The organism is Paenibacillus lautus NBRC 15380 (genome assembly GCF_004000945.1).
Lineage (GTDB): Bacteria > Bacillota > Bacilli > Paenibacillales > Paenibacillaceae > Paenibacillus_AQ > Paenibacillus_AQ lautus.
In genome coordinates, this window is record NZ_BIMF01000009.1 from 88,540 (window position 1) to 115,223 (window position 26,684).

Below are 26,684 nucleotides of genomic sequence, written 5' to 3' on the forward strand. Positions count from 1 at the left end.
AATACCATTAAAAAAAAGCCCTGAGATTACCAGGGCATATCCCTTTCATACCCGCCGTGATTTCTAATGTAACCGTTTACGATTTGCTGGATATGGCAAAATCCTCATCCGTCAATGGAAGAGAATCTGCGCGGAAAGAATGAAGACATACTGTTATCATACACTGCAAAATACAATTAAGAAATAGATGGTTCAAAGTTCCACCATCGCCTTAATCACCTTGGCGGAAGGACGGAGCCAGCCCTGAAATTCTTGGATTAAATCGTCAAAACGGCAGCGATGGGTTATGTACGGATTTACATCAATGCCGCCTTCCGAGATCCGCTTCATCACATCATGGAAATCATCCCTGGTCGCATTACGGCTGCCCATCAGCGTCAATTCCCGTTTATGGAATTCGGGATCCTGAAATGTAATGTCTCCTTGGATCAAACCGACATACACCAGGGTCCCCCCGTGTGCGACCCTATGAAAAGCGTTGGTCATGGATGATTGGTTTCCCGTTGCATCCAAAACGATGGAGGGAAATTCACCATTCGTTAAAGCCGAAAGAACGGACGGTTCTTCTCCCGCCTGGATGGTATGATCTACCTTTGCCCAGGCTTTGCAGAAGGCTAACCGATCGGCATTCATATCCATGGCCATAACGGTGGCTCCCGATGCTTTGGCAAAAGCCATGATCCCGAGTCCGATCGGACCGGCTCCGATGACTAAAACCGTATCCCCGGGGGTCACATTCGCCCGTTTAACGCCATGAGCCCCGATAGCCAGCGGTTCTATCAAGGCAGCCTGATCCAAGGTCAGCCCTTCCGTCCGCATCAAATGGCGAATCGGAACGGAGATGCGCTCGCGCATGCCGCCATCGATATGCACGCCCATCACCTTCAACGATCTACAACAGTTTGTTTTGCCTCTAAGGCAAGGCAAGCATTCCCCACAGTGAATGTAAGGAATGATGCTGACGGTGTCTCCGGGCTTCAATCCCTCTTCGTTAGCTCCGACTTCTTCAATGATCCCGGATAGCTCGTGGCCGAGAATACGCGGGTACGTAAAAAAAGGCTGATTACCACGAAAGGCATGCAGATCCGTGCCGCAAATTCCGATCCGCTTGATGCGGACAATAGCTTCTCCTTCGAGCAATGAAGGTTCGGGCAAATCCTCGCGGTATTGAAATTCCCCGATCCCTTGACATACGATTCCCTTCATCCCAGCAGCCTCCTCCTCATCATCCGATGCCTTCATTGTATTCCGGACGTCCACTTGTCCAGGTCCGCCCTTGTACGGGCTCCAATATCTTCAATACTTCGGCTAAGAGGGTTTGATCCAGCGGCTCCTCAGTCCAAGCAGCATTACGTTTTATATTGTCGGGATTGGCCGTACTGACCAGCGTCGTCGGAATCTGTTCATTCGAGGTTGAGAATTGCACGGCTAGCTTCGCAATATCCGTTCCAGCTTTAGCACAATGCTCGGCAGCACGCCTGCAGGCTTCCTTGATTTCCGCTGAAGCCGGATGCCAGGACGGCGCTCCTCGGGGACCGAGAAGGCCCATAGATAAGGGAGATGCGTTGATGAGCCCGATTCCCTCTTCGTCAAGCAGCGGCAGCAAACCGGTAAGCGTCTGGTCGTTCAAAGAATAGTGGCAGTAAGAAATGATGGCGTCCACTTCGACTTGAGGCAGCAGTTTTTCGAACAGTTGCAGAGGCAGACCGCAAATCCCTCCAAAACGGATTTTGCCCTTTTCTTTTAATAGTCGGAGTGCAGGAAGGGCCTCCTCCATCACAACGGATGCGGGAGCGAACTCAATATCATGCAAAAAGAGAATGTCCACGTAATCGGTTTGGAGTCGCTTCAAGCTCTCATCGATACTGTCGATAATCCGCTTGGACGTGAAATCAAAATCATTCTCGCCATAACGGCCTGCTTTCGTTGATAGGATGAACTTATCCCTCGGTACCTGTTGAATAGCTTTGCCAAGCACGGTTTCCGCCTTCGTCATTCCGTAATAAGGGGATACATCGATCAAATTGATGCCCGCCTCCATGGCTGCGTGCACGGTACGGATTCCCTCGTTGTCGTTAGTTTCCCGAAAGACGGAGCCTAACGAAGAAGCTCCGAAGCCTAATACGGAAACATCCAGACCGGTTCGGCCTAACTTACGGTATTTCATGATGAACACCATCCTTTTCCAACTTATAGAACGCCTTGGCATTCAGACCGAACAAACGCGCATGTTCCCGTTCCCCCCATGGCTTCGGCAGCGCTTCTGCCAGTACGTCAACCACTTGGTCATATTCAGCCGATAGCAGGCACACGGGCCAATCGCTGCCGAACATGACCCGATCAGGACCGAACATCGCCGTCACTTTATGTACATACGCATTAAAATCTTCCTGGCTCCACCGGCGATGCTCCGCCTCGGTCACCATACCGGAGAGCTTGCAGTAGATGCGCGGAAAACGGGCGATTTGTTTCATGAAGCTCTCCCAGGGTTCGACCTGTCCGCTTCGGATCGGCGGCTTGCCCAGATGATCGATGACTCCGCGGATGCCGGGGACCTGTTGGATTAACTTCAGCAGCGGCTCCAACTGATGACTCCGAACAAGAAGATCGATCGGAACATCATCCTTGACATATTCGTTCAATGCTTGGATGAATGAAGGCTCCAGGATCACATTGGCATCCGGCATATCCTGAATCATGATGCGAAAGCCGATAAATTTCGGGTGTTGCCGAAATCGCTCATAATGCCGGCGGTGCTCCGGATCGAACAGATCGATCCATCCTACCACTCCGACAATGGAAGAATCGCGATCCGCCAACGATAACAGATAGTCCGTCTCTTCCACGGTCGGTGCCGCCTGAACCGTTATACTGCCGTCCAATTGGTGCGAATCCAAATGCGGCTGAAGATCGGAGGGCAGGAAGTTTCGATAAAGCTCCGGAACCTCCGGCGTGATCCATTCATAATCCCCTCGCTCAATCAGCCAATAATGCTGGTGGGCATCCAATCTCATAAACATCCCTGCCTTTCAGGTGTCATGTTCGCTATCTTTATTGTACGTTCAAAATCTGTGTACAAAAATAGCTCAGGATTGCATTTTTATAACTTATTTTGATATTGTTGTTCTTATTAGAGGATAAGGAGTGGTGGTCATGACTCCCCTGCGTAAACCATTTCAAGGGGATCCCCTGTTTCCGATGGAATTGGTTTATCGGACTAAGAAAAGCCCCCAATTAGAGCTGCCTCATCATTTGCATGATCTTTACGAATTGGTTTATGTGTACCAGGGAAAAGGCACTTTTTTTATTGAAAACAAGCTGATGGAGAAAAAAGAAGGCGACCTTTTCATCATACCTGGAAACACGATTCACAGCTCTTTCCCTGACCCGAACCAGCCGATTGTTTCGAGTGCTTTATTCTTTGCGCCTTCGCTTGTCCTCGGTGCGAATGGAAGCGATTTGCAATACTCCATCCTCAGCTGCTTTGAATATGCTCAAAAAACAGGGTCCTATCGTTATGAATTGCCCAAGTCGAACCAAACCTATATCGAGGACATGCTGAAAGGGATCTCGGAAGAGATCCGACTTGCCCAGCTGGGATTCCGTGAGGCGCTTGTACTTCAGCTGCGCTCCTTACTGCTGCATATCAATCGCTATATCAGTAACCTGTCCGCAGAACAAACGGCCCACTCCCAGATCGGCCCCGCCTGGCTGATGGATTCCATCCAATGGATTCACGAACATCTGGACCAGCCTATTGGACTAGCTGCTCTGTCGGCCTATGCAGCGGTAGACCCCGCCCATTTTTCCCGCATGTTCAAGAAGTACACCGGTTTGCATCTGACGGGTTACATCCAGGCAAAACGGATCGCCCGTGCCAAAGAGTTCCTGCGAAATCATGAGGAGTCTGTCGGGCAAATCGCTGAAATCTGCGGATACGCCACGCTGACGCACTTTCATCGCAATTTCAAAAAATTGACGGGCTTGACCCCCGGAGCGTACAGGAAGCAGGCTGTTTCGCATCGTTAAAGCACGCCAACAAGCACTTGCGATCATCGCAAGTGCTTATTGCTTTACCTGGAACGAACGGATTCAAGAATTTCGTCCGTTGACAATGGCTCCCTCTAGAATTACGTTGAATATAGTTAAGGACTTAACTATATGAGAGGCATGATCACTTTGGACGACCTGCAGCAATACGTGCTGGATTTGCCGCTGCCCACCCTTGCTTTTTTCACCCTGGTGGAGACAACGGCAAAGCTGGTCGACGTATCCGAAAGCTATTGGAAATCGCAAGGGCTGAACGGAGCCAGAATACGGATTTTAGTTGAGCTTATGAAAGAGGGAGGAACGATGCTTCCTTCAAAGCTGGCGCAAAAAATCGGTGTAACCAAGCCCAATATCAGTCTGCTGCTTACCCCCTTGGAACACGAAGGCTTGATTCGCCGGGAACCTCATCCCCGGGACGGTCGAAAGTCGGTCATCACCATTACAAGCGAAGGTCAGCGTCTATTGACCCACAACCTGCCCGCGAACAGGCAGCGGATATCCGAAAAAATGAACGTGCTGACTGAACCTGAATTAAAGCAGCTCCTGGGCCTTCTCCAAAAATTAAAGGAAGCGTAACGATGTTTTTACGCCGATTTAGTTAAGCACTTAACCCAATAAGGGAAGGATGACATTCGATGTCTATGGCGGCCCGATTTGTGCAGTATGTACTCTAGTACATGGGACAAAAAAAGCACAGGCCCCATGGTCTGTGCAAAATATGGTTCACTTCGCGATTCCCCTGTTCATCGTACCTTTACAAAAAATCGCATCCTTTCATTCGGTACGATCTGTGTTCACTAACCGGTCATCATCGTGTTTTGCGGATCGCTGCCCCATGAATCTGACTATTCTGTTGGCGTCATGATTGGCAAGGTGACAATGAAAGTCGTTCCTTGACCAAGTTCGCTTTCCACTCGGATATCGCCTTGATGAAGCGACACGATCTGTTTAACAATGGCAAGCCCCATGCCGCTGCCCTCATATTTACGACTGTGGGAACGATCGGTTTTAAAGAAACGCTCGAATATACGCTTCTGATCCTCAAGAGAAATACCTATGCCCGTGTCGGAGATTCGGACTGTCACGTTTTTAGTATCTTGTTTGATGCTGACATTAATCACGCCGCCATCCTCGGAAAATTTGATGCTGTTGCCAATGATGTTCGTCCATACCTGGTTTAATTGATCATGATCAGCCGTTACTTTAAAGGTCTGTAAATCAAGCTCAAAATGAATGCTGCGGGCAGTCCATTGCGGCTGGAGCGCCACAATGACCCGCCTGATCTGTTCATCCAGGCTGAGCGTGATGAGCCCCAGATGCTGTGACTGGGATTCAAGCAAACTCAGCTTAAGCAGGCTATCGCTCATTTTGGACATCCGTTTCGCTTCAGCGATGATAATATCCAGATAACGACTTCGCTCGTGTTCTGAGAGGTCTACTTGCTTCAGTGCTTGAGCATAACCGGATATCGAGGTGAGCGGTGATTGTACCTCGTGCGACACGTTCGTTACGAATTCCCTGCGCAGCTGCTCCAGCTGCTGCAGATCGTGCATCATGTCTTCAAAGCTGCGAGCCAGCGTACCCAGCTCACTTGTTTGCTTAATATTCAGCTTGACGCTGAAATCTCCAGCTGCAATACGTCTGGTCGCTTGGGTCAGCTTTTTGATTGGCCTTACCAAGTATATGGAGGCAACGAGAATCAATAAGCTCCCTGTAATCAAAGAACTGGTTGCAAAGATCAATCCCCACTTGACAACAAAAGAGGTAGAAGGGGGGGCGAGCATTTCCAAAAACATCGCTTTCGTTCCCATTTCCGTTTTCAACGGCAACCCTAAAAGAACCGTAGCAATACCATTCGGCGTGTCTTGAACAACGCCTCCTTCTATTACTTTCTTTAGTTTTTCCATCGTTACTGCAGCAGGTTGATGTCCGTTAAGATTACCGTAAGACTGGAACTGACCCGTTGCTTCGTAAATGCGAATATAATAGGAATCGAGCTGCTTCATTTCACTGACGAACAAGTCCGCTTCGCGTAACGGAAGAGTTTTGTAAATCCGGACGACGTCTTGACCGAAGTTGCGTAAGTTGATTTGCGCGTTCTCGTTCAACTCTTCTTTGAACATCCAAGTAGACATAAAAAATGATAGGATCGTGCCCCCGATAACGGACACTAGAAATGTCAGGACTACTCGAATATATAAGGATCTGATCATTCGTAGACCTCAAGCCTGTACCCTAGCCCGCGCACCGTTTCGATCCGAAAATCAGGTGTCGTCGCAAACCTTTCGCGAAGACGTTTAATATGTACATCAACCGTTCGATCATCTCCTGCGTAATCGATTCCCCAAATCTGATCGATCAGCTGCTCGCGTGTATAGACTTGTCCGGGTGTTCCAGCCAGCTTGTACAGCAATTCGAACTCTTTGAGCGGCAGCGTGAGCGACTCCGTCCCTCTAATCACCTTATAGGTCTGCCTGTCAAGAATGACGTTGCCGAACTGGATCGTCTGCGTGGAGCCAATCCGGTATCGTTTCAGCAATGCCTTAACGCGAACCGTCAACTCCAACGGATCGAATGGTTTCGTCAAATAATCGTCCGTCCCAAGTTCGAAACCCTTTACTTTCTCCCATGTTTCGCCTCTTGCTGTTAGCATAAGCAGCGGCAAATCCGGATTGGCTTTTCGAAGCTCCTTGCATAACGTCCAACCATCCATCATCGGCATCATAATATCAAGCACGACAAGATCGACGGGTGTTGAGCCATAGACGCTAAGCGCTTCCTTGCCGTCAGCGGCTTCGACTGTTGTGAATCCGTCGTTGCGAAGAAATAAACAGACGAGTTCGCGAATGTTCGCATCGTCGTCAGCAACCAGTATAGTAGGCATTGCTTCCCTCTTTCCTTAATTTCAATCCTATAATGTAATAACTATTGTACTATTATATATACAAGGATATGGAGATTGGTTTCAAATTGAACCTCGAACCGGCCTCGCCAGCGAATACCTAGCTGCCGTTCTCAGGCAATACAACTTCATTCTCTCCGCGTGGTGCTTAAGTAAGTTTAATCAAGGAAGATGAACCGCTCGTGACGTCAATATGAACGGAATATGAACGAATCAAAATGGTGAATTTTTAATTTCTTTGAAGCAATCGGCATTGGGCATCATGTTCTTGTCCACGGCATACCAAAAAGTCGACCTATTTAGGTCGACTTTTAGTCTTAAAGTAACTTTAAGTATGTTGTAAGTTTAGCGAATGGTGAATGATTTTTAATATTCGACATGCGTTACTGGGAGGCAGCAGCTTTCTTGACGCCGCTGATCTGCCCACTATGCTGAACGACAAGCACGTCTTGTCCGATGAGCGTCGGCAATGGTGTGCCTTTGTATTGAGCGGAAGCCAGCGTACGTCCGCTGTTCGTATCGATCGTTAACAGCTTGCCGTTTTCCAGTCTTACATAGGCCATGCCTTTTTCTCCGAGGGACCATTCGGCCACCCCCGCTTCAAATGCATAGGTTTTATCCGGCTCGGCTTTGGAACGACTATCCGTCGGGAATCGGGAGACTACAGCTTTCTTTTGAGTTTCATCATACTTTTCAATGACATAGAAATATTCCCCATCGGATACGACATCGGATGCACTTTGATCTTCCACTAAATATACAGATCTGACGTTGAGATAAGAATTGAGTATCGAATCTATTCGTTTGTATCATTGTAGTATGACTGGTAAGTTTTTTCAAGAACTAATCGGTTTTTAAGCAGGCATAAGAAATGACGCATTCGTTGGATAACTCGAACCCATTAAATGCATCACCGTTGTTTAATCGAATATGAACAATTCCTCAATAGCTGCTCCCACCGCCCGTGAAATATCGATCGCCAGCTTTAGGGAGGGATTATATTTGCCCGCCTCCAGACGAATGATGGTTTCCCTGCGAACCCCAACCTTGCCCGCCAACTCATCTTGGGTCATTCCCGCTAACTGCCTGTACTTTTTTAAATTGCATTTGAATGGTTCCATGGGCATCCACCTAACAATATTTATCCAGATAATAAAAAGTTATGGAATACGTCAGAAACGTAGCTGCCCAACCCGCTGCGCTCACAATGATCATGAATTCTCTTGTTCCGAAGGAGAACATGCTGCCGATTCCGATCATAAACAGACATGCGGCCGGCACCCACATGGTGATGGACCTCGCCTTCTGGGCATTCATGTAGTACCGTTCATCCGGCATCTCCTCTGCCAGCTTCCCATGGAAATAGAAACTGAAAAAGCTAAAAAAACTAAAGTAAAACAAAAACGAAGGATCATGGGTCTTAAAATACTGCAGTCCGTTAAACCCCAACAAACCAAGCAGCCATCCGTGCTTACCAATTCGTACGTAACGCTTTCGCTGTCCCTTATACATTCCTGATTCCTCTCCTGCGGTTAAAAATCAAAACCATCTCGATCCCCACCAACAGAGCGACCATATAAACGGCCCCCTCTATGCTTATAGCCGTGACCGCCAATAGGCACATGATGAGCGGAACGGCATATTTGCGGGGATGATGCCATAAATCGCTCTCCACCCGCCAATGGAATACGGGATGTTTCCATTCGAGCCAAACGGTCGAAATGGCGCATTGGGCGGCAAATAATACGCTAAGTACATAATACATGATTTCTACCGATCCATGAAACATATGCCAGCATGCTAAGTAGATCGTGTATATGAATAAGTTTACTGCCAGTATAAACAATCCGTACGGAACTCCGATACGTTGAAGTTCGCCGGGCAGCATTTGGATTTTCCGGTGAAGCCCGCGATTGCTGGACAACAGGATGCCGATTGGCGTGTTAAAGGATAGGACCGCGAATCCGAGCGGCAGGTACGAGGCGAGATGCATCTGCTCCAGCATGTACGCCATGAAACCTGCAAATAAACATAATGCGATCGTATTGTATAGATAACTTTTATGCGAGAATAGGTAGCGTTCTATATACCGGAGGAACGAAGCGTTTCGAACCGGCGCTGCATGGATCTCCTTCAGCTTCAAGTCCTTGTAATATCGGTACGAATCCGTTCGATACAGGATGAACCATTGAAAGGCCGTGCTGATCAGCATTCCCGCCAAACGATGGGACGGCTCATGGAGCAGGCATAGCGCCGCTTGCAGCAGCATCCAGAAACAGGCCGGCATCCTTTTCCCTCTGCTCAGCAGAGCGAATACCACGAAGGCGGTCAACCCCGCATTCAGGAAGCTAAGCAGAAATGCCAGTGCATGCATACCCGTAAAGGGAGAAACCGACATGTAAAAAACAAGGATGTACGAAGTCTTGGTGACCAAGGTATATAGTGCTACCGCAAGAAAATAAGCTGCGTTGAACATGCTTGGCCTGAATGGAAGCATGAACGCCCCCTTCAGCTTCCTCCGGTTATCGTCCGACGATAAGGTTCTAACCACCATTCCGAACGTAAATACGGAGATGGCCGTCATGAATACATTCAAGGATACTTGGTAATCGATATCCAGGCTGCTCATCGCCGCATAAATTACAAGCAGGGCTGCGGCATGCTTCCACAAACGGTCGTAGCTTGACCCCAGGAACTTTTTGGCGAATCCATGAAATGTCGAGTTCACTTGTTCAGTACCCCTCTAATAAACTCGGGATCCATGTCACCCTGCAAAAAGGTATGACGGATTGATCCGGCTTCCAAAATGATGATGCTGTCCGACGTAAGGCATAAACTCTCCAGAACGTGGGAAGAAAACAAGATCGTCCCATGTCTCCTGTACTCGTTCATCATTCGATACAGAAATTCCGTGCTTTCGAAATCCAGTCCGTTGATCGGCTCATCCAGCAGCAGCAGCTCCGGACGCAGCGCAAATCCTGTGATCAGATAGGCCTTTCTCCTGCTGCCCAACGATAATTGGCCCAAGAATGAGTTCCTGTAATTCTGAAATTTGAATCCTGCAACGAGCTCGTCCAAGATTTCGTTACGACCTCTTGTCCGTAGGATTGAAACACATGCCTTACATATTCCTCGAATGTAAAATACTCAAACGACTCATCCTCCGAGAACACGGTATACCGGCTTCGTTTAAATGCAGGGCTTGTCAGCGAAGTTTCCTCGTTCTTCCACAACAGCCGCTCCAGCGAATAATGCCGGTGAATGCCGCTCAGGACATGGAGCAGCGTGCTTTTACCCGCCCCGTTCAATCCCACCAACCCTATGATCTGATTGGGGCCAATCTCCAAATTAAGATTCGAGAGGACGGCGTCTGTTTCCGCACGGTACCAAGCAGCTAACCCCTTCATGCTTAATAAATGCGGCTGCTGCATCCCCTCATTGCTTGCCGACTTTCCAACCTCTCCAGCCTGCATAAACAAATAGAACGCCTCCTGCCAAAAATAATAAAGCCAGCGGGTACGACTGTTGAGTAAGTCTCTGAATGCCAATACCGATCCAGAGCAGTCCCATCGCGAATCGAAGAATGATTTTCATCGCAAATGCCCCTTCCAAAAAGTGATGTATTTGTAACTTTACGTGATAAATATATCACTTTATGATTTGAGGGTCAAATGGGATCGTGAATTGACATGCGGCAGGAAATCTTTTACAATACGTGGCGAATATCCGCAGCAAAAGTTTAATAAACTGGAGTGAATAATACGATGCAGATTCGATTGATGACCGACAAGGATATGGACAGCGTCATTGACATTTGGCTGGCCGCCTCGAAGGAGGCCCACCATTTCATCACCCCCGAATACTGGGAATCCAAGCAGAAGGACATGCGAGACGTCTATTTGCGAATGGCCGATACCTATGTGCTGGAGGAAGCGGGCTGCACGGTCGGCTTTATTTCGACCGTTCAGCATGCCTTGGCCGCTTTGTTTGTTCACCCTCGCGATCAAGGCAAGGGATATGGCCGGGCTCTTCTTCAATTCGTGAAGGAACGCAGTCCCAAACTCGAGCTCAAGGTATATAAAGAGAACGGGAGCGCTTTTCGTTTTTATTCCCGGAACGGCTTTGCCGTCGTTGAAGAAACCATCGACGAGGATACCGACCAGGCGGAATTCGTCATGGCCTGGGAAGAACGATAAATGGCATCATGCGCCTTCCTATTCAAACAGGCAGAAGGTGACCGGACAATTCCGGTCACCTTCTGCCTGTATTTTTTACTGAACCTCCTGATGGCTCAGAGCGAATATATAGGTGAGGTCACATTAAAGGAGGAGCAAGCTTGCAAGGTTCAGACTTAACGCTTGTAAATAGATTCATTTACTTACCGGACAAATAAAGACCGAGCTCTGATAACAGCGCGCTTCCCACGTACGTTCCCGTGAACACGAAAACCGCAACGATGGCGACGCGCCACGATGTTTTGCGAAGATCAACCAGCCTGTCGGCAACGGAAATGCCGGCAAACGCCAAAATCGGGGTCGTAATGGACAAGAAGTTGACGTTGGCGATGGCATCCACGAACACATCGGAGATCAGGCAGCAGATAAGCGAAACGATCGATACCCAGCCGAGAACCGGGAAGTCCTGCAAGAATTTCAGCGGAGCTTTTTTCATGAGCGTCGAGATCAGAACCCCGATGAAGGAAAAAAGCCACAGCACGGCCAAGCCCGCTATCGTCCCTAACGTAATATGGCCTTCGCCGCTTTTGATGAATTTCATTTGCTCCGTAAATAAAATAAGACCAACGCTAAGCAGCAGGACGAGGGCGTATTTTGCGTATTTATTCAAACCGGTGCTCATTTCTTCTCACCTCTGACCATTAATTTGTACATAAACCGCTGCAGCGGCACCGCGAGAAATACCATCGTATACGTTCCGAGAAAGCTGGTAAGCAGCTGGCTCGCAGCAGCGTATCCGTTAATGGTCTCCGTCATCTCAGGAGAATGCGCGATTAACGCGGAAGAAGAGCCTGTCATCATACTGGCGGAACCAACCCCGGAGGACATGGCCAGCGCTTCGATCGAGAAGCCGGCAGCAAGCATGACCGGCGCAAGAATGCTGAAGAACAGCGTGCCGAATAAGGTACCTATAATATAGAGGGACAGCACCCCACGGCCTTCGTCGGAGTCGAGCGTATATTTCTCGGATATGTAGGCAAGTTCCCCTTCCCTCCCAAGTCCAAGCGTAGCGCCGATGGCTTCCCTTCTCAGGCCGAGCAGGATGGCGATGGGAAGCCCTAACAGAATCGTACCCAGATTACCGATTTCCTGAATGATGAACACCCAGCCAACTTTTAATATTTCTTCTAGTCTGGGCGCAACGTCGGCGCCGTATCTCGCCATAAGCGGCAGCATAATGAAGATTAGATACTTGCTGGAGAAACCGACGTTCTCCTTGCTGTAAATCTTCCGCATAAGGCCTTTCCGGAATATCGACAAGCCGAGCACCATGGTGATCAAAATGGCGAATACGAGTGGGAGCAGGCTTATTTTCACGGAGCCAAGCTGGATCGACTGAATGCCGATAAATTCGGCAACCGCTATTACAATGAGCACGAATGCAAGCAAATAGAGATACTGTAGTTTTAACTTCATGCCATGATGTCCTCTTTTCTATTTCTTAATTGGAGCTAACTATCGACGCAAGGAGCTGCTCGTATTCGGCAAATGTACGGCGATACAGCTTCGATCGATCGATACGTCCGCTCATTCGCTCTAGTACCTGGGTTAAAAATCTCGGAAACACTTCATAGATAAACTCGGGATCGATATCCTTGAAATCGTCGCCGTGGATCGTTCCCGTAAAGCCGCTGTATCCGATCTGAATGCAAGGCATCATGAAGGCCAGATCGCCAATGTCCCCTGCCGCGCTAATGGCGTTATTGTTCCAAATATGGGATATCTCCTCGTTATCCTGGAACGCCTCCAACACGAATTCGGACAAATACCGGTCCTGAACGAACGGCAAATATCCCATCTGCGTCTTAATCTCGACCTCGCCTTGAAGTGCCAGCGCACTGCCCCTGGCCGCATCATCCATTTTGGAGGCCGCTTCCTTCATGTAGTCGACCGACTGGGTGCGCAAATCGCTGCCCACCGTAATCCGATTTGGAATGACGTTTGTCGACATGTCGGACTCCAGGACGATCGGATTCATGCGGACCTTCTCACTGTCCTTCATCTGCTGTCTGCTGAGGCCTAACGCCACATTGAACAGGGTCGACATGCTGTAGGCATTTTTGGCGGAGAAAGGATCGAAACCCGCATGGGTTGCTTTTCCGGTAAACGTATAATGCTTATATAAGAATCCAGCCAGGTCGCAGTTGATTTCGATCGTGCGCTCCGCAAACTCTCCACCCATGGCGTGTACGCATAGTCCGATGTCAATATCGTCGAACACACCGAGTTTCATCGCTTCGGGTTTCCCTCCGTAATAGGAGATCTTACCGCTTCCGAGCAGCTCGTCCCTATAGGCAAGATCCAAATACTCCTCAGCTGGAATGAAAATAAACGTTATTCTATAATCAAGGGTTTCGTACGCCTTTGATTCAAAATAATGTTTGTACAAAGCCAGTGCGATCGCCACCTGCGTATAATGACCGCAATTGTGTGCCGCCCCCGTCTCCTTATCTGATCGCCAATGAGTAGGAGCGTATACAGCATCCAACTCCGCAATAAAAGCGATATTCAGCAGCTTGCCGCTGCCGAGGGTTGTCCGAAGCCCGGTTGTGCTGAATGATTGCAGCTCGATATCCGGATTTACCTTCTTCAAAAAATCGGTCACAGTTTGATTGGTCTTAAATTCTTTGTAGCCAAGTTCGGGGTTATCGAATATAGTCCGTCCAACTCCAGCAATTTCTTCGTACTGTTCTTTAAAGCTCATAGCTGCCTCCTTCTTGATGAAAATAATTCTTATGTTATTTTAATTCTCTTAATTATGTCAATAAAAATCACGTTATATTATTTTTCTATAAAGGTAATCAGAATTTGATATAACTCGCTCTTCCCACACCATGATTAAAACTGTCAACAGCTCAACACCTATTTTCTACCATTATAAAAAAATTACACCTTTTTTTCTGTAAAGCGTTAAAAACCTCTAGTTTAATCTCCTATGTAAGAAAAGTGAACAGAACACGTTAAAAATTTTCAACTGAGTTATGACTCTAGCCCAAACTGCTGGCCCTGCTGTATCTCGGCGTAAAAGACATTCACCTAGGGCCGATGCCTTCCTCTCGCCGAACGTGGCCGAAATTCTCGTCCACAAGTTCGGAATCGGCGGCATTACAAATGTGGAAGAGGATATGAAGAGATTCCTAGGCGCGTAGAAGGGCTTTCGTGCAAGAAAGACCGTCAGGGGAGTTCGCCCTGACGGTCCTTTTGAGTTTGAAGATATTCGAGATTTGTAATCGTGTCCGTGCGTAGTTTTGTTGCAGCCGGATCTAGCTTTTCCCGATAAATGAACGATTTAGAACACGCATTCCGTGGCGATTAAAGGACGCTTAAGCAATTCCATCCGGTATTGGCGGATATAAAAGAGGCAAGCTCCCAGCCCATTCGGTAATGCGTCTGATAGCCGGGATGATATCGGCCGCCCCATCCTTCCACCTCTGGATGAATCAGTCCTAAATCCACTAAAAACACCTTCCCGCTTCCACTTTGATTGAAATAGGTCACCACCTTATTCACACTCGCAAGATAGTTGTTATTCATGGTTCCAACACAGCAAAAGATATAGGGATCGTTATACTTTTCCAGGATAACCCGGATAAATTCAATATAAGCGGCAATATATGCCTCATCATCAATTGGCGTAGAATAATCGTTCTGGCCAAGTCGAAAAGGACCTCTTCCGGTAAAGCACCTCAGTGCTTTTCGGAAAGGTCCTTATTCGGTTATTTTAAGTAGTCTGGCGCTCTATTGACCGGTTGTTCCTTGAACCGGCTCAAGCCCTAGCTTTGGATTCGCCAAGTCGAGTTTATACATGACTTGATTGTAGTTATACCGCGGCGTTGGGACATGATTCGTGAATGTATTCGTATAGGTTCCTTCGAAATAGATGACCCGGCCGCCGTCCTTGTTGAAGTGTTTATGCTGGGCTACGTTATAAAAAGTATAGTCGTTATGCGTAACGATATGCTTGGCATTGGTCCAAGGACCATGGGGCGATGGTGCTTCCGCGTACCAGATTTCTCCGAGCACCGACGTCTTGCCCTGCAGCTGCTGTCCGATCATCACGTAGCGCTGCCGGTAATCGTTCCATTCGATGGAGCTTGAGGCGATTTCCACCGCTTCGCCGGTATCTGCATCTTTCAATTGATAATAGTGCGGGTCGTCCGCTTGGATCAGACCTAATTGAATCAGTTCCTTCTCTTGATTTTGGGTAAGCGGAGGGGTGTTCTTTTTCCAGCCCCATATCAGCTTGCCGTTCGCGTCGCGTTCCAGGGACGTTTGAGCCCCGTCGTATGTTGTTCCCGGCGTCAGGCTCGTAAACGATTCGTATTGGGTATAGTCGATGATGGCATCATAGCTGGCCGCAACGCGCAAATTCGGCATCCGGTGTTCGGTAAAGAGCCAGTAGCCCGAACCGTTCTCCTCATAATAGGTCGCTTGGCCGCCCGGATGGCGCCAATCGTCCTTGGAAGGGAACTGGACGACCTGCTCGAACTCCTTCGTATTGTCGTTAAAGGCAAGAATGCCGAAGGCGGTGGGTTCAGGATTGTGCGTGCTGTAGCCGGCGAGCAGACGCTCCTGTCCGGCGCTGTCCTTGGCGGTCATCAGACCGAATACCCAGGCTATGCCTGCACCGTCAGGCAGAGGCGGAACCAAACTTTTGACGAAGCCGTCGTCTTTCGTAAAATAGTCCAGATTTACGCCGACATCCGGGTCCAGTCCCCCCTTACTTGGAAGCTTGGAAGTCGCACCCGTCACGCGGAAGTTCCCCAGCGGATAGGCCGGTCTGTCCGTATCGCCCCAGAACCAGTACAGTTTATTGTTGTACTCGATCGTCTGCACGGAATCCTGTCCCATGACCAAGCCGTTGATCAGCGGCTCCTTAATGGGCGGCTTCTGGCCAACGAGTAAGCTGTCGCGATAAATGCCTTGGCCTGTCAGCCGGTACAGCCGCTCTGCAATGTTGATCCGATTCATCTCGAGCGTAATCATGCCCCCGGGTGTGATCTGTACGGCCTGCCCCCGGTTGCCGAACATGTCGGCGGGGATGTCGTAGCCGTCACTCGACATATGGAAGAAGACCGTCTGATCCATCAGACCTGGCTCGTCGAATGCCACAATACCGGCACTGTCCGTATAATACAGCACACTGTTCGTCGTCTTCAGTTGGACATGAGGAATGCCCCTGCCTGTCTCGGCATCCACGACCTTGATCATGAATGGCTTCTGGACCTTTATCTTCTCGGTGCTCACATCCTGCTCGGCGCTGCTTCCGGCTGCCTGCGCTGCTATCGCGGCCCCCGGCGCCGTCATGGCCATCAGCAGGATGCAAGTCCATATCCCCGCACGTTTCCACTGTTTCATTTTCATTTTCATTTCTCTTACCTCCCGACCTTTATCGTTTTGATACAAAGAAATCGTTGCATTGACCCGATACCGTCTGTTCAAACCATATCTACAGCCATGGGTACGAAATAACTCTGGATGCGTTTGCTATCGCGGTCAAGCAATCGAAGTGAAGCTAAAGCGGCATCGCTTCTCCGTTGATGAACTCCTCACTGACCACCTCCTTTCGCAGCATGGGAGCAATGTTCGAGATCGAGCAATAAAAAAAACGTCTATCAACGTGCATTTTCAATGAAGCCAGACCACATTTAGCGGAAGTTTTTCTTACGATATGAGGAAGCCCCGTCTCGAAGCTTATAATGTAAGCGAATATAATATTCTTTGTGAGTAACAGCCGCTCAAGCTGCGCGGCTGTTCTCTGTATAGAAATGTCTTTCGAACCCATAAATCTGCTTATGAGGAATTATTCGAAACAACTAAGACAGTTGACGTCAGGAGCCGATTCGCATGCGCGACCAATCGAAGCCGATCGCCTCCAGCAGAGCGCGCCCAATTAGCAGATGACCCGTCAAGCTCGGATGCACCCGGTCGGACGCCAGCGCAGTAGGATGCACGTAGTCGAAATGGCTGGCGAAAGCTGCCTGCGTATCCACAAACAATGCGCCTACACGCTCCGCAACCCTCTTGGCTGCGCGTCCGAATTCATCCATCCGGCTGCGCATACGATCTTGGTCATTCGGCTCCAGATAGAACGGCGTCATGATCACGAGTCCTTGCAGACCGGGCAGCGCTGAACGCACTAGTTCTTCCAGGGTCTGCTCATTTTCTTCAAGGCTCACATGCGACTCCGGAACCGCAGGTTGGTCGAACTGCCGCCATACATCGTTGATGCCGATCATGACCGTTAACCAATCCGGATTCAGATCCAGCACGTCCGTCTGCCATCTGGCCTGCAAATCCCGAACCGTATTGCCGCCGATGCCCATATTCGTCACGCGAATAAAGAGCTCGGGATATGCCGCCTGCAGCATCCCGTCTACGAGTGCGGCATACCCTTTACCGACGCCCTGGAACAGCCCTTCCCCGTATGGATATTTACGCTCGCAGTCGGTGATCGAGTCGCCGATCATGACTAGGCGTTGTCCTTCTTTCAGCTTCATCCCTTGTTCCTCCCATTCAATTGGAGTCGAATCGTCTTCACCTCGAACGGACGGAACTGAAGCAGTACGTTTCCGCCCTCGTGCGGCAATTCCGCATTCTTTTCTTCCAGCATATTTGCTTCATAAACAACCTTAACGGACAGCCCAACGTGAAGCTCGCACGCTACGGAGGCTCCCTTGCTCTCGTACAGACGCACGATCCAATCGCCCGAACCGTCTTCGGCAAGCTTGACCGTCTCCGCGATCACATTGGCTTGATCGATGCAGAGCAGCGATTGCTCCTCCCGGCTTCCTCCAGACACGAGGCTGACAGGATAGTTCAGCTCGTAGGCTTCCCGCACGACAGGACTGCCTAGGAACGCGCCGTTCCAGAACGTAAATCCATATGTAAAATGATGTGTCCCTTGATCGGACGTCTCATCCGGCCACGTCGGAGCTCGAAGCAGCGTTAGGCTCATCGTGTTGTCGTTGACGGAAATCCCGTATTTGCAATCGTTCAGCAGCGCGAAGCCGCGATTCGCTTCTGCAAGCGCCGACCACTTATGCTGAACCACTTCGTAACGATCCGCATCATGCGGACGCGAAGCATGATTCGGCCTCTTGACGTAACCGAACTGAATTTCCTGCAGCGACTCGTTCGCATGAACGCGAACAGGGAAATCGACTTTTAGCAGCTTGTTCTTCTCTCGCCAGTGAATCGTTGTATGGAATTCCACCCGGCGGCTGCCGGCACAAAGCCGGATATCCTGGATCAGGGTCGATTGGTTCAGTTCGCGCTGAACCCGAATATTGGCGAAGAGCGGGCCGTTTGCGGTAACGGATACCTTGGCGCTTGTTTTCAGCTCGATGGGTGCCAAGCGGTAGCGCCGATCGAGCTCCCAAGCATCGAAATCCGAATTTTGATCCCGGTACATCCGCATGACGTTGCAGCGATCCGCCGCCCATTCCGTGCCGGTCTCCTTGTCAAAAATACGCGTAAACTCGCCCTGTTCGTTCATTTCGAGCACGATCCATTCGTTCTCCATATGCGATTCCGTTGCAAGGACTGCAGACACGGCAGAAACATCCGCCGTTTCCGGTCCCGCCTTGTATGTCGACCAGCCCATGGAAGGAGCTTCCACCTCGGCATAACGAACGCCTTCATGCAATTGCACCGGCATAACCGCTCCATTCCCGTCCGCAATTCCGTGGACGCCGGCAGGCAGCGCGACCAGTTCCTTTCTCGGCCAGGACAGGGAATTAAAGACGGTAACCCGGGAGACATCGTCGTCCGTGAGCGCATCTCTTGCGTCTGAAGCCATGTCATATACGTTCTGATTCAATTCCTTCAGTTCCAGCTGCGCCTCTTCGTGAACGCGATGGATGGATGAGCCCGGCAGAATATCGTGGAATTGGTGCAGCAGCAGAACCTTCCATAGCCGGTCCATATCCTTGTAAGGGTAGGCCCGGTTAAACAGCATCTCCGCCGCAGCCCCCCAAAGCTCTGCCTCGCGGAAACCGATTTCTGCCTTTCGGTTCAGCTTTTTGATGATCGCTTGCGTCGTATACGTCCCGCGGTGAGCCGGATAATAGAGCTCCCCTACATATTTGGCATCAGGGATGCCTTTTTCGATCTGATCCTCAAAAAATTCGATCGGCGAGCCATGCTTCGTCTTGGGAACGCCCTCCAAATTGCCGAGCCTGCGCATAAACTCGAGATCATCCCGATTGGAGCCGCCGCCTCCGTCGCCGTGTCCGAACTGCGTGAGCCGCGTGGAAATTCCCTCAAGCTGGACTCGATCGCTCCACTGATGGATTAAGAACGACGGGTTGATCCGAATCGGGTAGTAATCGCCGTAGTTCATCAGATGCGTCAAAATTTGCGAGCCGTCGATTCCTTCCCACATGAACGTATTATACGGGAACGGGTCCGCTACATTATCATAAGTACCGAACAATTTTGTAGACGCGAAATAATGGATCCCGCAGCCCTTCATAATTTGCGGCAGGTTTCCGGAATAGCCGAATACGTCAGGCAGCCACAGCATCTCGTTGTCCACGCCGAATTCATCCTTGAAGAACCGCTTGCCATGCATCGCCTGGCGGATCAGGCTCTCGCCGCTGGGCAGATTCGTATCAGGCTCTACCCACATGGAGCCTTCGGGAATGATCCTTCCTTCCTTCACCGCCTGTTTGATTCGCGCATACAGCTCTGGATACAACGTCTTGACCAGTTGGAACAAATACGGCTGGCTCTGGGTGTAAGTATATTCCGGATATTCGTCCATGAGCGCCAACTGATTGGACAGGGTCCGCGCAATCTTCCGCTTCGTCTCCGCGATCGGCCACAGCCAGGCGACATCCAGGTGGGACTGTCCCATCAGGTACAGGGTCGGCGCCGTTGAACCGTTCACGCAGGAGAGGAGCGGCTCCATCAACTTCCGGCACTGTTTTGCGTTCTCACAGAGCGATTCCTGACGCAGGGTCAGGTCAATCGTCGCGAACACCTGAGTCAGGCAACGATCAACCTCCGCAACCCGGAGGGATTTGGCATCCAGATGATTGCGAAGATCGTACAAGCATTCCAAATCGATGAAAAACTGGTAGACTTCCTCTTCCAAAACGCAGAGCTGCGACTCTCCGAACGTCGGCTGAGAATCCGCATGGCCGGCGTACGCCTCCGCGACGATTTCAAATGCCTCGCCGGCTTTCGCCGAACGGGTTAAAGTTACGTAATGATGGTTAAGGTCCTTTGCGCCGCTCACGATGCCGTTTATATATATGGTCGCTTCGGATCCAAAATCAAGCATGGCCACAAGCCGCTTGCCTTCAGCCTCCTCGGGAACGACGATGGCCCCACGGAACCAGCCGTATCCCCAGTTTTCTCCCCACCGTTGACCCGGAGCGAAACTCTCAAACGGTTGTCCATCCATTTCATGAATAAACAGTTGTTCCATGGTCGTAAAACCGGAAAAATCGATAGCAGAAAGCTTCGTCATCATAAATTGATTTCTTTTGTGTAGCAGCTTTTCCACATGGAATAAAATCTCTTTCTTTTCATTCAAGGTTTCTCACATCCTATGGTTTCGTTATCTATGACCCTATCGCCTTGCGACATGCCGACCCTCCGCTGAGGCCTTCCAGCGAAGGGTCGATTTCTATTCGTTTCCTAGAGCTCTTTGTGCAGCATCATTATAGATTTTCAGCGCTTCATCAATGCTGCCCATTTTATTGACCTTATCGATGAATGCCTGCCAATTGTCGAAGCTGTTCTTGCCTGCTACGAATTTGGCCTGTTCTTCCGTAACGAACGTCTTGATCGGGTTCATAATTTCCGAGACCCGCTGGCTTTCACTGCCCGTGAGTTGAATCGACGGCTCGCTCAACCAGGAAGGAACATAGTCGTTCTCGGGCATGGGCAGGCTCGTCAGGAATTCCGCCTTCTCAATCGGCACCTCTTCATATTTGCCGTTAAATACCGTATAGTCGGTCGCGGCAAAATCCACGAACGCTCTTGCATCGCTCACCATCTGCAAGCCGGGGTTATGGTTTCGGCTTGCGCGCATGCCGTATTTATCGCCCTCCAACCAGGGATCCTTGGCCGTTTTCAGCGAGTCGACAAAGGTCGGCACGCCGTCTTCCCCGATCGTATAGGTCGTGCCCTCGATTCCCCAAGTGATGAGCTGGATCATTTCATCCGAATATTGATAATCGATGAATTTGATCAATTCTTCCGGGTTTTTAACTTTCGAGCTTACGCCGTAGACTCCCCAGCCCAAGTCAGGTGTATTGCCGTTCACAACCTCCTGCCAGGCTTTTCCGTACTTCGGATTGTCGGGATACAGCGAAACCGCGAAAATCTTGCCGTCGTCGGCTGTTCTCGTGTACTCGGCCGGCGTCGTAAACCACTGCGTAAGCCACATAAGGTTGTCACCGTTCAGCGCTTTTCTTTTCAGCGTATCGTCCGTATCAATGGTATACTCCGGATCTAACAGCTTCTCCGCATACAGCTTATTCGCAAATTGGAGCGCATCTTTATATCCTTCATCCAGAACTCCGTATACATATTTCTCGCCGTCCCAGAAAATTTCATCCCGGATATGGTTCGCGGAGAACAGCGATCTCAAGCTGTTCCATTTGGTCGCGACGGGATATTTATCGGGGTAGAGCTCTTTAAGTTTTTTGGCAGCATCATAAAATTCATCGAGCGTTTCCGGAATTTTGATGTTATTGGCCTCGAACACGTCATAGCGGTAAGCAGACGTATTCTGGATGAGCATGCCGCGATCCTCGGGGAATCTGGGCGTGGAGGTTTCTTTAAAGGTGAACATGTTGCCGTCGGCATCCGTTACCCGCTTCATCCCGTTCTTTACCTTGCTAATGTACTTCATATAATTCGGCATTAAATCTTGATACTGGCCCAACTCAAGCAGTTGGCCTTGTTCGGCCATTTCGGTCGTATCATAGAATAACGGCGTCACGAAGAAGTCTGTCAGATCGTCGCTCGCGATCATAAGCTTGACCTTCTCGTCATATTCGGAAGACGGAATATAGTTATATTCAATTTCTACCTTCTTGCCCATATAAGCTTCCATGCGTTTGTGCCATTCCTTGCCCACCAGACTATTCGGATTATCCACGCCGTTTGCCGGCAGCGTGACCGAAAAGCGCATGACTTCTTGATTCTCTTCATGGGTATCGGATGTTTCGGAATCATTCGAACATCCGGAAAAAACCATCAGTAGGGCCAATCCGAGGACAAGCATTTTTGCCAATTTGTTCATTCCATTTCCCCCTAATCTGCACAATTAACCGCTTCTTCAAATCTGCTATTCATTACGGGTCACGACTGCGCACGCAGCTTGCTTACACCGCCGTATCCGCATTTTTAGCCTTTGATGGAGCCGACGAATATCCCTTTGGTGAAATGCTTCTGGAAGATCGGATAAATACACATGATCGGAAACATGGTAATAATGATGACGCTCATTCGTACCGCCTTGGGATCAAGTGTTTCCCCCGGAGCATTAATGGCGACCGCGCCGCCTCCTACTCGTCCTTGAATCGCAGTCGTATCCAAGGTAAACAGGTAGTTTCGGAGCACCATCTGCAATGGATACTTATCCTGATCTCGCAAATAAATCAAAGCCTCGAACCAACTGTTCCAGCTTCCGACCAGACCGAATAGAGCAAAGGTTGCAAACAGCGCTTTCGACAACGGCAGTATGATCCTGAAGAGAACCACCAAATCACTCGCCCCATCGATATAGGCGGAGTCCTTCAGTTCAGAAGGAATATTCAGAAAGAAGGTCCGAAACAGAAACACATTATAAGCACTGATCGCACCGGGGAGAATCATGACCCAGACCGTATCCAACAGGTTCAAACCGCGCATAAGCAGATAGGTCGGGATTAAGCCGCCGCCGAAAAACATCGTAATCATGAGAAAAATGGTCAGAAATTTCTTGCCCGCAAATCCCGGGATCGTGAGCGGATACGCCATCAGTGCCGTAAACAGCAGCATGATGCCCGTAGAGCCGGCCGCATAAAGGATCGAGTTCAGATATCCTTTAAAAATGTACGGATCCTGAAATACCGTCGTGTACGCCTCCAGATTAAATCCCTTGGGCCAAATCGTTACGCTCCCCGAGGAGATGTAACGCGTGCCGCTTAGCGATGTCGCGATAATGTTCAGAATCGGATACAGCACGACAATCAGGATGAATAGCATGATAACAACATTGAATACATCGAACGCTCTGGAACCCAAACTAGTCTTTTTCAACATCCCACCACCTAGAACAAACTCGTCTCTGATACTTTCCGGCTTAACCAATTGGTCAAGTAAAGGATCGTAAAGGAAATAACCGACATGAATAATCCGATGGCCGTCGTGTACTCGTATTGTGCGCCTAGTATACCTTGACGATAAACATAGGACCCGATGACATCTGCTACTTCGTAAGTCTCAGGCGAATAGAGCAGGATGATCTTCTGGAAATCGCTCCCGAGGACTCCTCCGACGGCGAAAATCAGCAAAATAATGGTGGTCGGTTTAAGCGACGGCCATGTGATGTGCAAAACCTTCTTCCACCGGCCTGCGCCGTCTACCTCGGCCACGTCATACAGGGTAGGATCAATTCCGCTTAATGCAGCAAGGTAGATGATCGTGCCGAACCCGACCCCCTGCCATATGCCGGAAGAGATGAAGATGGTCCGGAAATAGTCAGGCTCGAGCAGAAACATGATCGGGTCTCCGCCGAAGAAGCCGAGAATATGGTTAAACAAACCGTCTCTCGCCGTAAATTCCTTAAGCATCCCCGCAACAATGACAACCGAAATAAAATGCGGGAAATAAGAAACCGTCTGCACAAGCTTCTTAAAGCCCTTGTTTTTCAGTTCATTAAACAACAGAGCCAATATGATCGGTGCGGGAAATGACCAGAATAAAGTATACAAACCGAGAAGCAAAGTATTCTTTAAAACCCTGAACGCCATCGGATCGTTAAAAAAAGAAGTGAAGTATTTTATCCCCACCCACTCGCTTCCCCAAATCCCCTTGGAAGCATTAAAATCTTTGAAAGCGATTAATATTCCGTACATCGGAAAATAGTGAAAGATTAACAGCGTCAGAAAGCCGGGAAGCACCATAAGGTAGAGATAGCGGTGCTTGACGATCCTGGCCACCAGCCTGTTATTGGTTGTCTTCAAAGGAACACCTCCTGACTGTTAACATGTTGTGATCGGATACAGCTGGTCTATTGCTCGAGGCCGCATGAGCCTGGCCATTTGGTTTGTTTTATATGTAAGCGCATTCATTTTCACCCCCAGACCGTATCCTAACGTTCGTCGAAAACGCATTTGCTTCCGGCTACCGTCCCCTATAGATGTTATTATCATGATGCCTCATGACTTATTATGCTAAGTAGAAAATAACACATACTATTTTCATCGTCAATACATAAAAATGTTTATGTATTCACCGTTAATTAGCATACTATCTTCGGGTTGTCCCGAACTGACGATATCGATGCGGCGTTAGGTTATGCCTCCGCTTGAACAAGTCGTAAAAGTAGCTGACGTTGTCAAGTCCAATCTCAAGGCTGATGTCCACGATGTCCATATCCGTATTTAGCAGCAAATTCTCGGCATAAGACACTCTCAATTCGTTAATGTACTGGGTCGGGGACATTCCGAGATGCTTCCTGAACATTCTGCATACATAGGCATGCGATTTGCCCGACAGCTGGACAAGCACAGCCGTTCCCCGCGTGAAGTGCTCTTTCTTTTTCGCCTTTCGGCATAGTGACTTAAACCACTCCGGCTGTCCGGTAAGCTCAATCGGATCCGCGTCAGCCTTGATATACCTGGAGAACAGGTCGGTCAAGACGGCTCTTACCTCCGCTTTGACGGCCAGCTTCTTCTCCTGCGGGATCAGACTGAGCTGGTCCAGCCGGTACCGCACATATTCCTTCTCCGTTTTGGACAGCAAGGTCGACGGCGGCATGGCCGGCCCAAGCAGTCTTTCGCTTGGGAACCCTCCTCCCAAGAAAGCTATGAGGTCGTCCAGGACCTCGCGATGGAACGACAAATTGATGAACTGGCAATCGCTGTCCACCGTCTGCTCATAATAATGAACGTCACGGTCACGTATGAACACGAGCGTATTTTCCTGCAGCAGCTGCCTTTTCCCGTTAATGACATGCACAACGCTTCCTTTCAGGATAAGAAACAATTCAAAGAAGTCGTGCGTATGCATGCCGATCGTATCGCGCACCGAAGCGATCAGCCGATAGTGGGCCTGAATTTCAGAATCAATGCCGTCCGCCGCATAAAGCTTCAACATAGGCGATATCCCTCCTTGTTTGTATACTGACAACTTCCTCCGATGTCAAAACACCATAAAGCGTTCCAAAATAGAGCAAGATCGGGAGCAGCTCTTTCGATTAGGATAGAGTGGTTATTGAAGCCTGAAAGGAGATTTGACACGAATGAACTTACTGGAACTACGTCAGCAATTCGAAGCAAACAAACGCATTTATGAAAGCGCCAAGCTTGTCTTCCACGGAGTCGAAGGCTTCGATGTCTACAACCCTACGATTCCATTTCAATGGAACGGCAAGCGCTACATTTACGGACGCGTGGAGAAGCGAAATGAGTGGGCGAGGTCGTGGGTTCGCTTGTTCGAGCAGAGCGGTCCGGACGAGTGGACGGCCGTGCCGGATACGATGATTTATCAGCTTGAGGACCCTTATATTAGCGTGATCAACAAACAGCTCGTATTGGGCGGCACGCATGTCCGTTACAAGCAGGGACGGCTCGATACGTTCTACGGTTATTTCTACAAAGGCAGCGATCTTCACGATCTCTTCTACTTCACGACCGGTCCGGATTATATGAAGGATATTCGGCTCGTAGAGCTCCAGGACGGGAGGATCGGTGTCTTCTCCAGGCCGCGCGGCGAAGAGATTCGCAAGGAATTCGGAAGCGAATCCTTGGTAGGATTCACTGTCATTGACAGCCTTGACGACCTCTCTCCCGAAGTCATCGAGAACGCCCCTTATATCCGCGGATTATTCAGCAAGGATGAGTGGGGCGGCTGCAACCAAGCCTACTTGCTCGATAGCGGGAAGATCGGCGTCATCGGCCATATCTGCTACGCGCAAGGAGATACATCGACTTATATGAACATGGCCTTCGTATTGGACCCGCAGACGAATCATTTCTCGGATTTGAAAATCATCGGCACCCGTCCTTGTTATCCGGATGGCCCCGCCAAGAAGCAGCATCTGACCGACTGCGCGTTCACCGCCGGCATCGAAATGCGTCCCGACGGCAAGGTCAATCTGTACAGCGGCATCGGCGATACCGAAGCGGCGCGCATCGTCATCGACTACCCGTTCGAGAAGGAAGGCGCCATTGTAACCTTATAGAAGAAATTCCAAGATCAAGATTCCAAGATCGAGCTGCTGGATTCCCCAGCGGCTCGTTTTTATGTCCGATTGCGTCTTGATATAG

At 49.6% G+C, this 26,684-nt stretch carries 27 protein-coding genes; 4 read left to right on the top strand and 23 right to left on the bottom strand.

Features of this window, described 5'->3' with window-relative positions; all coding sequences use genetic code 11:
• Positions 1-192: 192 nt before the first annotated feature.
• The 3 genes from PLA01S_RS17050 to PLA01S_RS17060 are packed head-to-tail and all read right to left on the bottom strand — an operon-like array spanning position 193 to position 3,014.
• Positions 193-1,206, bottom strand: coding sequence for a zinc-binding alcohol dehydrogenase family protein (locus tag PLA01S_RS17050; protein WP_127593265.1), 1,014 nt, complete (start codon positions 1,204-1,206; stop codon positions 193-195).
• A 19-nt stretch (positions 1,207-1,225) separates the two neighbouring features.
• Positions 1,226-2,167, bottom strand: a complete 942-nt coding sequence (locus PLA01S_RS17055) for an aldo/keto reductase (protein ID WP_127593266.1) — start codon at positions 2,165-2,167, stop codon at positions 1,226-1,228.
• Entirely contained in the window at positions 2,154-3,014 is an 861-nt protein-coding gene (locus PLA01S_RS17060) for an amidohydrolase family protein (protein WP_174819227.1), read from the bottom strand. Before PLA01S_RS17060 ends, PLA01S_RS17055 begins: the two co-directional genes overlap by 14 nt.
• Before the next feature lie 139 nt (positions 3,015-3,153).
• Here PLA01S_RS17060 and PLA01S_RS17065 point away from each other — a divergent pair, with 139 nt between their 5' ends.
• Both PLA01S_RS17065 and PLA01S_RS17070 read left to right on the top strand, forming a co-directional pair.
• Positions 3,154-4,029 carry an AraC family transcriptional regulator gene (locus tag PLA01S_RS17065; protein ID WP_127593268.1) on the top strand — a complete coding sequence of 292 codons (876 nt, stop codon included), beginning with the start codon at positions 3,154-3,156 and terminating at the stop codon, positions 4,027-4,029.
• 132 nt (positions 4,030-4,161) lie between these two features.
• On the top strand, positions 4,162-4,626 hold the full coding sequence (locus tag PLA01S_RS17070; protein WP_127593269.1) for a MarR family winged helix-turn-helix transcriptional regulator: 465 nt from the start codon (positions 4,162-4,164) through the stop codon (positions 4,624-4,626).
• 269 nt (positions 4,627-4,895) lie between these two features.
• Here PLA01S_RS17070 and PLA01S_RS17075 read toward each other — a convergent pair whose 3' ends face one another.
• The 9 genes from PLA01S_RS17075 to PLA01S_RS32015 all read right to left on the bottom strand — a co-directional run bounded on the left by PLA01S_RS17075 (position 4,896) and on the right by PLA01S_RS32015 (position 10,546).
• Positions 4,896-6,263, bottom strand: a complete 1,368-nt coding sequence (locus PLA01S_RS17075) for a sensor histidine kinase (RefSeq protein ID WP_127593270.1) — start codon at positions 6,261-6,263, stop codon at positions 4,896-4,898.
• Positions 6,260-6,934, bottom strand: coding sequence for a response regulator transcription factor (locus tag PLA01S_RS17080; protein WP_127593271.1), 675 nt, complete (start codon positions 6,932-6,934; stop codon positions 6,260-6,262). Before PLA01S_RS17080 ends, PLA01S_RS17075 begins: the two co-directional genes overlap by 4 nt.
• Positions 6,935-7,335: 401 nt before the next feature.
• On the bottom strand, positions 7,336-7,704 hold the full coding sequence (locus PLA01S_RS17085; RefSeq protein ID WP_127593272.1) for a hypothetical protein: 369 nt from the start codon (positions 7,702-7,704) through the stop codon (positions 7,336-7,338).
• A 168-nt stretch (positions 7,705-7,872) separates the two neighbouring features.
• Entirely contained in the window at positions 7,873-8,073 is a 201-nt protein-coding gene (locus PLA01S_RS17090) for a helix-turn-helix transcriptional regulator (protein ID WP_100538748.1), read from the bottom strand.
• A gap of 10 nt (positions 8,074-8,083) precedes the next feature.
• Complete coding sequence (locus PLA01S_RS17095; RefSeq protein ID WP_100538749.1) at positions 8,084-8,464, bottom strand: DUF2178 domain-containing protein; 381 nt, start codon at positions 8,462-8,464, stop codon at positions 8,084-8,086.
• Complete coding sequence (locus PLA01S_RS17100; RefSeq protein ID WP_127593273.1) at positions 8,457-9,680, bottom strand: hypothetical protein; 1,224 nt, start codon at positions 9,678-9,680, stop codon at positions 8,457-8,459. The genes PLA01S_RS17095 and PLA01S_RS17100 overlap by 8 nt, the downstream gene beginning before the upstream one ends.
• Entirely contained in the window at positions 9,677-9,964 is a 288-nt protein-coding gene (locus PLA01S_RS32285; RefSeq protein ID WP_218033658.1) for an AAA family ATPase, read from the bottom strand. Before PLA01S_RS32285 ends, PLA01S_RS17100 begins: the two co-directional genes overlap by 4 nt.
• Positions 9,937-10,425 (bottom strand): ATP-binding cassette domain-containing protein, encoded by a 489-nt coding sequence (locus tag PLA01S_RS17105; protein WP_246059646.1) that lies wholly within the window; start codon positions 10,423-10,425, stop codon positions 9,937-9,939. Before PLA01S_RS17105 ends, PLA01S_RS32285 begins: the two co-directional genes overlap by 28 nt.
• On the bottom strand, positions 10,388-10,546 hold the full coding sequence (locus PLA01S_RS32015) for a hypothetical protein (RefSeq protein WP_164817449.1): 159 nt from the start codon (positions 10,544-10,546) through the stop codon (positions 10,388-10,390). Before PLA01S_RS32015 ends, PLA01S_RS17105 begins: the two co-directional genes overlap by 38 nt.
• 170 nt (positions 10,547-10,716) lie before the next feature.
• Between PLA01S_RS32015 and PLA01S_RS17110 the strand changes: the two genes are divergently transcribed.
• Entirely contained in the window at positions 10,717-11,148 is a 432-nt protein-coding gene (locus PLA01S_RS17110; RefSeq protein ID WP_127593274.1) for an N-acetyltransferase, read from the top strand.
• A 178-nt stretch (positions 11,149-11,326) separates the two neighbouring features.
• Here the strand turns inward: PLA01S_RS17110 and PLA01S_RS17115 are convergent, their stop codons facing one another.
• From PLA01S_RS17115 to PLA01S_RS17165, 11 genes are all read right to left on the bottom strand, one after another.
• A complete protein-coding gene (locus PLA01S_RS17115) occupies positions 11,327-11,809 on the bottom strand; it encodes a hypothetical protein (protein ID WP_127593275.1) in 483 nt (160 codons plus the stop codon).
• Positions 11,806-12,603 (bottom strand): DUF3100 domain-containing protein, encoded by a 798-nt coding sequence (locus PLA01S_RS17120; RefSeq protein ID WP_127593276.1) that lies wholly within the window; start codon positions 12,601-12,603, stop codon positions 11,806-11,808. The genes PLA01S_RS17115 and PLA01S_RS17120 overlap by 4 nt, the downstream gene beginning before the upstream one ends.
• Before the next feature lie 25 nt (positions 12,604-12,628).
• On the bottom strand, positions 12,629-13,891 hold the full coding sequence (locus PLA01S_RS17125) for a M20/M25/M40 family metallo-hydrolase (protein WP_127593277.1): 1,263 nt from the start codon (positions 13,889-13,891) through the stop codon (positions 12,629-12,631).
• A gap of 608 nt (positions 13,892-14,499) precedes the next feature.
• Entirely contained in the window at positions 14,500-14,721 is a 222-nt protein-coding gene (locus PLA01S_RS32645) for a hypothetical protein (RefSeq protein WP_246059628.1), read from the bottom strand.
• Positions 14,722-14,925: 204 nt separating this feature from the next.
• Positions 14,926-16,557 (bottom strand): hypothetical protein, encoded by a 1,632-nt coding sequence (locus tag PLA01S_RS17135; protein WP_246059629.1) that lies wholly within the window; start codon positions 16,555-16,557, stop codon positions 14,926-14,928.
• A 461-nt stretch (positions 16,558-17,018) separates the two neighbouring features.
• Positions 17,019-17,687 carry an SGNH/GDSL hydrolase family protein gene (locus PLA01S_RS17140; RefSeq protein ID WP_127593278.1) on the bottom strand — a complete coding sequence of 223 codons (669 nt, stop codon included), beginning with the start codon at positions 17,685-17,687 and terminating at the stop codon, positions 17,019-17,021.
• Entirely contained in the window at positions 17,684-20,665 is a 2,982-nt protein-coding gene (locus PLA01S_RS17145) for an alpha-mannosidase (RefSeq protein WP_246059631.1), read from the bottom strand. The genes PLA01S_RS17140 and PLA01S_RS17145 overlap by 4 nt, the downstream gene beginning before the upstream one ends.
• 159 nt (positions 20,666-20,824) lie before the next feature.
• On the bottom strand, positions 20,825-22,450 hold the full coding sequence (locus tag PLA01S_RS17150; protein WP_127593280.1) for an ABC transporter substrate-binding protein: 1,626 nt from the start codon (positions 22,448-22,450) through the stop codon (positions 20,825-20,827).
• 104 nt (positions 22,451-22,554) lie between these two features.
• Positions 22,555-23,451 carry a carbohydrate ABC transporter permease gene (locus tag PLA01S_RS17155; protein WP_127593366.1) on the bottom strand — a complete coding sequence of 299 codons (897 nt, stop codon included), beginning with the start codon at positions 23,449-23,451 and terminating at the stop codon, positions 22,555-22,557.
• Between the two features lie 11 nt (positions 23,452-23,462).
• Positions 23,463-24,377: an ABC transporter permease gene (locus PLA01S_RS17160; RefSeq protein ID WP_127593281.1), complete on the bottom strand. Its 915-nt coding sequence runs from the start codon at positions 24,375-24,377 to the stop codon at positions 23,463-23,465.
• A 286-nt stretch (positions 24,378-24,663) separates the two neighbouring features.
• On the bottom strand, positions 24,664-25,512 hold the full coding sequence (locus PLA01S_RS17165; protein WP_127593282.1) for a helix-turn-helix domain-containing protein: 849 nt from the start codon (positions 25,510-25,512) through the stop codon (positions 24,664-24,666).
• Positions 25,513-25,657: 145 nt separating this feature from the next.
• Here PLA01S_RS17165 and PLA01S_RS17170 point away from each other — a divergent pair, with 145 nt between their 5' ends.
• Complete coding sequence (locus PLA01S_RS17170; protein ID WP_127593283.1) at positions 25,658-26,599, top strand: MTP-1 family protein; 942 nt, start codon at positions 25,658-25,660, stop codon at positions 26,597-26,599.
• Positions 26,600-26,684: the final 85 nt, after the last annotated feature.

What these genes read in the sequence shown, in the direction of transcription:
- PLA01S_RS17090 (WP_100538748.1), bottom strand. Translation starts at nt 8,073, where the DNA reads ATGGAACCATTCAAATGCAATTTAAAAAAGTACAGGCAGTTAGCGGGA.
- PLA01S_RS17095 (WP_100538749.1), bottom strand. Translation starts at nt 8,464, where the DNA reads ATGTATAAGGGACAGCGAAAGCGTTACGTACGAATTGGTAAGCACGGA.
- PLA01S_RS17140 (WP_127593278.1), bottom strand. Translation starts at nt 17,687, where the DNA reads ATGAAGCTGAAAGAAGGACAACGCCTAGTCATGATCGGCGACTCGATC.
- PLA01S_RS32645 (WP_246059628.1), bottom strand. Translation starts at nt 14,721, where the DNA reads ATGAATAACAACTATCTTGCGAGTGTGAATAAGGTGGTGACCTATTTC.
- PLA01S_RS17070 (WP_127593269.1), top strand. Translation starts at nt 4,162, where the DNA reads ATGAGAGGCATGATCACTTTGGACGACCTGCAGCAATACGTGCTGGAT.
- PLA01S_RS17165 (WP_127593282.1), bottom strand. Translation starts at nt 25,512, where the DNA reads ATGTTGAAGCTTTATGCGGCGGACGGCATTGATTCTGAAATTCAGGCC.
- PLA01S_RS17110 (WP_127593274.1), top strand. Translation starts at nt 10,717, where the DNA reads ATGCAGATTCGATTGATGACCGACAAGGATATGGACAGCGTCATTGAC.
- PLA01S_RS17115 (WP_127593275.1), bottom strand. Translation starts at nt 11,809, where the DNA reads ATGAGCACCGGTTTGAATAAATACGCAAAATACGCCCTCGTCCTGCTG.
- PLA01S_RS17145 (WP_246059631.1), bottom strand. Translation starts at nt 20,665, where the DNA reads ATGACGAAGCTTTCTGCTATCGATTTTTCCGGTTTTACGACCATGGAA.
- PLA01S_RS17125 (WP_127593277.1), bottom strand. Translation starts at nt 13,891, where the DNA reads ATGAGCTTTAAAGAACAGTACGAAGAAATTGCTGGAGTTGGACGGACT.
- PLA01S_RS17055 (WP_127593266.1), bottom strand. Translation starts at nt 2,167, where the DNA reads ATGAAATACCGTAAGTTAGGCCGAACCGGTCTGGATGTTTCCGTATTA.
- PLA01S_RS32015 (WP_164817449.1), bottom strand. Translation starts at nt 10,546, where the DNA reads ATGAAAATCATTCTTCGATTCGCGATGGGACTGCTCTGGATCGGTATT.
- PLA01S_RS17080 (WP_127593271.1), bottom strand. Translation starts at nt 6,934, where the DNA reads ATGCCTACTATACTGGTTGCTGACGACGATGCGAACATTCGCGAACTC.
- PLA01S_RS17075 (WP_127593270.1), bottom strand. Translation starts at nt 6,263, where the DNA reads ATGATCAGATCCTTATATATTCGAGTAGTCCTGACATTTCTAGTGTCC.
- PLA01S_RS17135 (WP_246059629.1), bottom strand. Translation starts at nt 16,557, where the DNA reads ATGAAAATGAAAATGAAACAGTGGAAACGTGCGGGGATATGGACTTGC.
- PLA01S_RS17150 (WP_127593280.1), bottom strand. Translation starts at nt 22,450, where the DNA reads ATGAACAAATTGGCAAAAATGCTTGTCCTCGGATTGGCCCTACTGATG.
- PLA01S_RS17060 (WP_174819227.1), bottom strand. Translation starts at nt 3,014, where the DNA reads ATGAGATTGGATGCCCACCAGCATTATTGGCTGATTGAGCGAGGGGAT.
- PLA01S_RS17105 (WP_246059646.1), bottom strand. Translation starts at nt 10,425, where the DNA reads ATGCAGGCTGGAGAGGTTGGAAAGTCGGCAAGCAATGAGGGGATGCAG.
- PLA01S_RS17120 (WP_127593276.1), bottom strand. Translation starts at nt 12,603, where the DNA reads ATGAAGTTAAAACTACAGTATCTCTATTTGCTTGCATTCGTGCTCATT.
- PLA01S_RS17170 (WP_127593283.1), top strand. Translation starts at nt 25,658, where the DNA reads ATGAACTTACTGGAACTACGTCAGCAATTCGAAGCAAACAAACGCATT.
- PLA01S_RS17065 (WP_127593268.1), top strand. Translation starts at nt 3,154, where the DNA reads ATGACTCCCCTGCGTAAACCATTTCAAGGGGATCCCCTGTTTCCGATG.
- PLA01S_RS17050 (WP_127593265.1), bottom strand. Translation starts at nt 1,206, where the DNA reads ATGAAGGGAATCGTATGTCAAGGGATCGGGGAATTTCAATACCGCGAG.